This window comes from Streptomyces graminilatus, from assembly GCF_001418565.1.
GTDB lineage: Bacteria > Actinomycetota > Actinomycetes > Streptomycetales > Streptomycetaceae > Streptomyces > Streptomyces graminilatus.
This window is the reverse complement of sequence record NZ_LIQQ01000636.1, coordinates 1-7,139: the sequence shown is the minus strand read 5'-3', so window position 1 is coordinate 7,139 and position 7,139 is coordinate 1. Positions and strand designations below refer to the sequence as shown.

At 74.4% G+C, this 7,139-nt stretch carries 4 protein-coding genes and 1 pseudogene; 2 read left to right on the top strand and 3 right to left on the bottom strand.

Translation table 11 applies throughout. The features are described 5' to 3' along the window. The 3 genes and pseudogenes from AOK08_RS48130 to AOK08_RS38800 form a co-directional block, all read right to left on the bottom strand. A pseudogene (locus tag AOK08_RS48130) lies at positions 1–267 on the bottom strand (DUF5682 family protein); the annotation flags it as partial. Positions 268–269: 2 nt separating this feature from the next. Further along, the coding region (locus AOK08_RS38805) for a DUF5682 family protein (RefSeq protein WP_241827291.1) at positions 270–2,327 on the bottom strand (2,058 nt) is incomplete at its 3' end. Between the two features lie 120 nt (positions 2,328–2,447). Next, positions 2,448–3,593 carry an ATP-binding protein gene (locus tag AOK08_RS38800; protein WP_055534868.1) on the bottom strand — a complete coding sequence of 382 codons (1,146 nt, stop codon included), beginning with the start codon at positions 3,591–3,593 and terminating at the stop codon, positions 2,448–2,450. A 167-nt stretch (positions 3,594–3,760) separates the two neighbouring features. Here AOK08_RS38800 and AOK08_RS38795 point away from each other — a divergent pair, with 167 nt between their 5' ends. Then, positions 3,761–5,119: an SWIM zinc finger family protein gene (locus tag AOK08_RS38795; RefSeq protein ID WP_055534867.1), complete on the top strand. Its 1,359-nt coding sequence runs from the start codon at positions 3,761–3,763 to the stop codon at positions 5,117–5,119. 115 nt (positions 5,120–5,234) lie between these two features. After that, positions 5,235–6,908 carry a DUF5691 domain-containing protein gene (locus tag AOK08_RS38790; protein WP_055534865.1) on the top strand — a complete coding sequence of 558 codons (1,674 nt, stop codon included), beginning with the start codon at positions 5,235–5,237 and terminating at the stop codon, positions 6,906–6,908. The last annotated feature ends 231 nt before the right edge of the window (positions 6,909–7,139 follow it).

Below are 7,139 nucleotides of genomic sequence, written 5' to 3'. Positions count from 1 at the left end.
CCCGAGCAGCCGTTCGTCGTGCACCAGCAGCATTCCGCCCCCGGAGCCGCCCCCGACGAACCCCCTCGATCCACGCCGCCGCGTCCCCCGGCGCCGTCCCCGGCGACAGCACGAGCCCCATGAGCACGGCCGCCTCGTCCTGCGCCAGTTCCCCGTCGTCCAGCAGCAGCCGCACGGCCCGCCCGCGTATGACCCCGGCCACGCTGTCCCGCCCGGACAGCACCCGCAGCACGGAGTGCCAGCGCCGCCGGAGCTCACCGTGACGTCNNTGGTGTCTCCGCTGTCCCCGCGACGGCACCTGCGGGGACACCGCCGGGAGGCGTCACCGTGGCAGTGGTGTGCGCCGGGGCGTTCACCGGGGCCGGAGCGGGAGCCTTCGCCGGGGTCGGGGCCGGAGCCTTCGCCGGGGCTGGAGCCGCTTTCGGGCCCGTCGCCTCGTCCAGCAGCCCCACCGCTCCGTGGACCGCGTCCACATGGCGCCGCATCTCTTCGGCGGCCTCCGTATCGAGTGCGGCGCAGGCCGGGGGCAGGCCGACGAAGACGCGTTCGGCGAGGCCCGTCGCGACCTCCGCCAGTACCCGGGTGTCCGTACCGCGCACATCGCCGTAGCGCAGGGACCTGACCAGTGCCGGCAGTGCCTGCGCCAGGTGGCCCACGTCGGCGTCCAGGGCCGCGCGGTCGGCGAGGACGCGCATCACGACGGGCAGCGCGTCGGCCAGCTCGGCGAGCAGACAGCGTTCGGCGAGCGCGGTCACATCGGCAAGCGAGCCCGCGCCGACCGCGTCGGCCTCCGCCCTGGCGGTCGCCGCCGAGTGCACGGTCGTCCCCCACACACCGGCCTCGGCGACCCGTACCGCAAGCTCCGGCTCCCACCGTAGCCGCCATGTCTCCCGGAAGGTACCGGTGCTGCCACGCGACACGGCGGGCTCGCCCCAGCCGATCCCGAGCAGCCGCAGGCGGTGCAGCAGCCGACTGCGTCCGGCGTCGGTCTCCCCGCGCAGGTCGAGCTCCAACTCCCTTTCCAGCGCCTCCGGTTTGAGCCGCAGCCGACGCTGAAGCCGTGTCAGGTCGCGCTGCAACGGCACAGCGGGCGCCGACTCCGGTACCTCGCCGAGTACGTCTCCGACGACAAGCCGGTCCCGCACAAGGGCCAGCGGCACGTCCGAGCCCTCGCACATCACCGCCCGCACGGCGTCGGTCGTCTCGGTCAGCCCCGCCAGCGGGCGGCCCCGCATCGCGGCGAGCGTCTCCGCCAGCCGCACCGCCTCGATGACGTGCGCCGAGGAGACCATCCTGTCCTCGTCGCGCAGCAGCCCCGCCACCTTGGTCATCCAGCGCTCGACCGGCCGGTCCCGCGCGCCGAACAGGTGCCCGTACCAGCCGGGCGAGTCGATGCCCGCCCCGTACCCGCTGGCCCGCGCGAGCCTGCGATGCGTCCACGGCACCCAGGTCACGTCCACCTTGACCTTGGGCAGCCCCTTCAGCAGGGCCCTGTCGGCGGCGACGGCTGTCTTCCGCCGCAGCGCGGGCACATGCCAGGCACCGCACACCACCGCCACCGCCGCGTCCCCGAACTCCCGCTGCGCCGACCGCACTTGGAGCCGCATGTACGCCTCGCGCACCGGATCCCGGTCGTGGCCCCCGCTCCCGTACACCTCGCGCAGCGCGCCCATGGCCTCTTCGAGCACCTCGAAGGGAGCGAACGCGTCCCGCTCCCCCCTCCCCCGGTGCTCGACGACGTCCTCCCACCAGCGCTCCGGATCGTCATAGCCGCCGGCTCGCGCGAGCACGGCGAGCGGATCGACCCGCGGATCGGCGCCCGGATCGGCGCCCGGACCGGACTCCGGGTCGGCCTCCGGATCGGACTCCGAGGCGGCCTCCAGGTCGGTGGCGGACGCCGGACCGCCACCTCTGTCCCCTTCCCCTTCCCCTTCCCCCTCGCCCTGGTTCTCCCACGCCAGCGTGTGCGTGGCGGGAAGGTCGATGAAGCGGGCCGGGACCCCGTGTTCGAGGGCCCAGCGGATCGCCACCCACTCCGGGGAGAACTCGGCCAGCGGCCAGAACGCCGAGCGGCCGGGTTCGTCCACGGCGTGGGCCAGGAGGGCGACCGGCGGTCGCATGTCCTCGTCGTCGGCGAGTTGGACCAGGGCGTCGGCCTCGGGCGGCCCTTCGATCAGTACGACCGCCGGCCGCGCAGCGGCCAACGCGGCCCGCACCGCCCGCGCCGACCCGGGCCCGTGATGCCGCACCCCGAGCAGCAGCGGCCCCGTACGCCCCTCAACGTCCGTCACGCCGCCCCCTCCTGCGCCACGTGGAGTCACCGTCATCACCAACAGCCACCGTCACCGCACCGACCTGCACGAACATCGAATCTCCTCCCACCGACACGCCGAACCCGCTCCCCCACCTGTCCGCACCCGCACCCACACCCGCACCCGTATTCCGGCTCACGCGCTCGCCTCCCGGCACGCCCGGTAGAAGTCCTTCCAGCCGTCGCGTTCGCGGACCACCGCCTCCAGGTACTCCTGCCAGACGACCCGGTCGGCCGCCGGATCGCGGACGACGGCGCCGAGGATGCCCGCGGCCACGTCGGAGGCCCGCAGGACGCCGTCGCCGAAGTGGGCGGCCAGGGCCAGCCCGTTGGTGACGACCGAGATCGCCTCGGCGGTGGACAGCGTGCCGCTGGGCGACTTCAGCTTCGTCCGGCCGTCCGACGTGACCCCGTCACGGAGTTCACGGAAGACGGTCACGACCCGGCGGATCTCGTCGACCCCGTCCGGCACGGCGGGCAGGTCGAGCGAGCGGCCGATCTGGTCGACCCGGCGCGAGACGATGTCGACCTCGGCATCCGCGCTCTCCGGCAGCGGCAGCACCACCGTGTTGAAGCGGCGGCGCAGGGCGCTGGACAGTTCGTTGACCCCGCGGTCGCGGTCGTTGGCCGTGGCGATCAGGTTGAACCCGCGTACCGCCTGCACCTCCTGCCCCAACTCCGGTATCGGCAGGTTCTTCTCCGACAGGATCGTGATCAGCGTGTCCTGTACGTCGGCCGGGATGCGGGTCAGCTCCTCGACGCGGGCCGTCATCCCCTCCGCCATCGCCCGCATGACGGGGCTGGGCACGAGGGCCTCGCGGCTCGGTCCGTGCGCGAGCAGCCGCGCGTAGTTCCAGCCGTACCGGATCGCCTCCTCAGGCGTGCCGGCCGTGCCCTGGACCAGCAGCGTCGAGTCGCCGCTGACCGCCGCCGCCAGGTGCTCGGACACCCAGGTCTTCGCCGTACCGGGCACGCCGAGCAGCAGCAGGGCGCGGTCGGTGGCGAGGGTCGTGACGGCGACCTCGACGATACGGCGCGGGCCCACGTACTTCGGTGTGATCACCGTGCCGTCGGGCAGGGTGCCACCTTGCAGATAGGTCGCCACGGCCCACGGCGACAGTTTCCAGCGGGCCGGGCGCGGGCGGTCGTCCTGCGCGGCCAGCGCCGCCAGTTCGGCGGCGAAGGCGTCCTCGGCGTGCGGGCGCAGTTCCTCCGTGCCGTTCGCGTGCGCGGACTGCTCGTGACGCGGGTCGACGGATGTCGGTTCAGTGGAAACAGGCATGGCTCGGTCCCCCTCCAGCTCGGCCGGTCTTGGCCCGTTCGGATCTGGTGACCACACTGCACCACGCCACTGACAATGCGTCATGACCTGCGAAAATGCCGTTTTCGGAGCCGAGCGCCGATCGCCGCTCGGACCGATTGTCAGTGCCGGGATCTACCTTCGGTGTCATGACTCAGCAGGGGGTGCGCTGGACGGCGGATCAGGTGCTGGCACTGGCGCCTGACGTCTCGTCACGCAAAGCGGGAAGCAAACTCGGCGCGGCCGGGCCGTGGTCGGAGGCCGGCAGTTCCGGCGAGGGGACGGTGTGGGGACTGTGCAAGGGCAGCGGCAGCAAGCCGTACCAGACGGTTGTCGACATCGCGGACGCCACCGGGCCCGCGTACAAGTGCAGTTGTCCGAGCCGCAAGTTCCCGTGCAAGCACGCGCTCGGGCTCTTGCTGCTCTGGGCGGGCGAGGACGGCGCGGTGCCGCAGGGAGAGGCGCCGGGCTGGGCGGAGGAGTGGCTGGCGGGGCGGCGGAAGCGCTCGGAGGAGAAACGGGCGGCGGGCGCGGCCGGTTCCCCGGCCGGGTCCGCTGATCCGGAGGCGGCGCGGCGCAGAGCGGAGCGCCGGGCCGAGCGGGTCACGGCGGGGGCGACGGAGTTGGAGCAGCGGCTGGCCGACCTGCTGCGCGGCGGCCTGGCCTCGGCGGAGCAGGCGGGGTACGGGCTGTGGGAGGAGACGGCGGCTCGCATGGTCGACGCCCAGGCACCCGGACTGGCGGCGCGGGTAAGGGAGTTGGGCGCGATACCGGCGTCCGGTCCGGGGTGGCCGGTGCGGTTGCTGGAGGAGTGCGCGCTGCTCCACCTTCTCGACCGGGGCTGGCTGCGCCGGGACGAGCTGCCGGACGGTCTGGCGGCGACGGTGCGGTCACGGGTCGGTCTGCCGGGCCCGGCGGACGGCCCGCCGGTGCGCGACCACTGGCTGGTCCTCGCCCAGTACGAGACGGCGGACGCCCGTCTGACGACCCGCAGGATCTGGCTGCACGGCGCCGAATCGGGCCGCACCGCCCTGCTCCTCTCCTACGGGGCGGCCGGCCGCGCCCCCGAACTGACACTGCCGGTCGGCCTGGCGTTCGACGCGGAGGTGTCCGCGTATCCCGGCGCCGGGCAGTTGCGGGCGGTCCTGGGCGAGCGGTTCACACCGCCGGCGCCGACGGAGACACGGCCGCCGGGGACGACGGCCACCCGGGCGACGGAGCTCTACGGGGAGGCGCTCCGGGACGACCCCTGGCTGGATTCCTTCCCGGTGACGCTGGACCGGGTCATACCCGTCCCGGACGGCGGCTCCTGGCAACTGGCGGCCGGCGAAAGCGACTTGGCGCTGCCCCTGGCCCCGTCCGCAGTCGCTCACCCAGGCCTGTGGCGCCTTGTCGCCCTCTCGGGCGGCGCCCCCGTCACGGTCTTCGGCGAATGCGGTCACCGGGGTTTCACCCCTCTGACGGCCTGGCCGGAGGGGGCGACGGGACAAGCGGTCCCGCTGTGCTGAGGCGACTCCGCACCACGGCTCGTGGACTCACGAGCTCAAGGGCCGGCGGGCTCACGGGCTCACGGCACGTCGGCCAACGACACCTCGGCTCCCGACGCAGACGAAGGGGAATCTCATGAACGGCAGCAGGACCTCGGCCCCGATGAGCCCGCCCGTGGCGGACGACTGGGAGGAACTGGTCACCGCGGCACTGCTCGGGACCGAGCGGCGTACGCCCCCGGGCTGCCCGCCGGGCGGGGAGGCACCGGTCGCCCTGCTCGACGCGGCGGCCGTGGCGACCGTAAGGCGCCGGGCAGGGCTGCGGCCGGCCCGGGCGGCGGCGCGGCCGGAGCCCGCCGCGCCGGATCCGCGCCCGCCGCTGCCCCGCGCTGCGGCCCGAAGGCTGTCGCTCCTGCTGGCCGACCGGCCCGGCGCCCCAGGAGGCAGCGGTCGCCGGGGCACCGCGCCGGATCTGATGGAACTGCTGCCCCAGTGGCTCGCGGCGGCGAACACGCATGGTTTCGCGGCCCCTCCCCAGGCACTTCCCGCACTGCTCGACGCGGCCAGGGGGCGTACGGATCTGCGTCCGGCGGCGCTGGCGTTCGCGGGCCCGCGCGCGCTGTGGCTCGCCCGGCTGAACCCGGACTGGCGGTTCGCCCTGCGCTCGACGCCGGGCGGGAGCACGTCCCTTCCCGGCCCCGAGGAGGCGGAGCGGATCCAGCGGCTGTGGCAGGAGGGCCTGTTCGCCGAACGCGTCTCCCTCCTCGCGGCGATACGCGCGCGGGAGCCGGCCGCCGCCCGGGATCTGCTGGAGACGACCTGGCCGACGGAGCGTGCCGAGGACCGGCTGATGTTCCTCGACTCGCTCCGCACCGGACTGCGCTCCGAGGACGAGCCCTTCCTGGAGCGGGCGTTGGCCGACCGCAGCCGCAACGTCAGGGCGACAGCGGCCGAGTTGCTGTCCGCGCTGCCCGACTCGGCACTCGCCGCACGGATGGCGGTCCGCGCGGGAGCCTGCGTGGCGCTCGACCACACGATCAGCGCGGACGCCACGGATGGCGAGGGCGGCACGGACAGTACGAGGGATGAGCCCGTGCTCGCCGTCGAGGCACCGCACGAGTGCGACGCGGGCATGGAGCGTGACGGTGTCGTGGCCAAGGCCCCGGCGGGTCGCGGTGAACGGTCCTGGTGGCTGGGCCAGTTGGTGGAGGCGGCCCCGCTCGGATCATGGCCGGGGCGGCTCGGCGGACGTACGCCCGAGGAGATCGTGGCACTGCCGGTGGCCGACGACTGGCAGGGCGAGCTGCATGCCGCGTGGTGCCGGGCGGCCGTACGGCAGCGGAACGCCGACTGGTCCCGCGCGCTCCTCGGCGCGCCCTCGACACCCGAGGCGGGCGGACCCGGGGCGGTGTCCCTGGCGGAGCGGGCGAAACTGCTCGCCACGCTGGACTCAGCCGAACGGGCCGTGTGGGTGGCGGGGTTCATCGCGACGCACGGGCTGTCCGAGGCCTTCCAACTGCTCGGGGTATGCGCGGTGCCGTGGGCTCCGCCGCTGGGGCGCGCCGTGGTCGACGCACTCAACATCGCGCGGGACGCGGGGAGTTACCCATGGAGTTTCAGCGGAGTGATGGGGCTCGCGGAACGCTGTCTGGACCCCGCCGAGGCCGGCCGCCTCGACGGCCTGCTGGCGACACCCGACGAAGGGGAGGACGCGTCACCGGGCGCGGGAGGCTACTGGGCGGAGGCATTCCAACGCCTCGTCGGCACCCTGCGCCTGCGCGCGGCAATGACGGAAGAACTGAGGAGCTGAGGAGCCACCGGACTGCCGGGTCACCCGGCCACCCGGCTGCCGGGCCACCCGGGCACCCAGCCACCGAGCTGGCGGGCTGGCGGGCTGGCGGGCTGGCGGGCTGGCGGGCCACCGAGCTGGCAGGCAGCCGACCTGCCGGACCACCGAGCTGGCAAGCCGCCGGACCACCGGCTGCTGGCCACCGGACCACCAGGCAGCCGGACCACCGGACCACCGGGCCACCGGGCCACC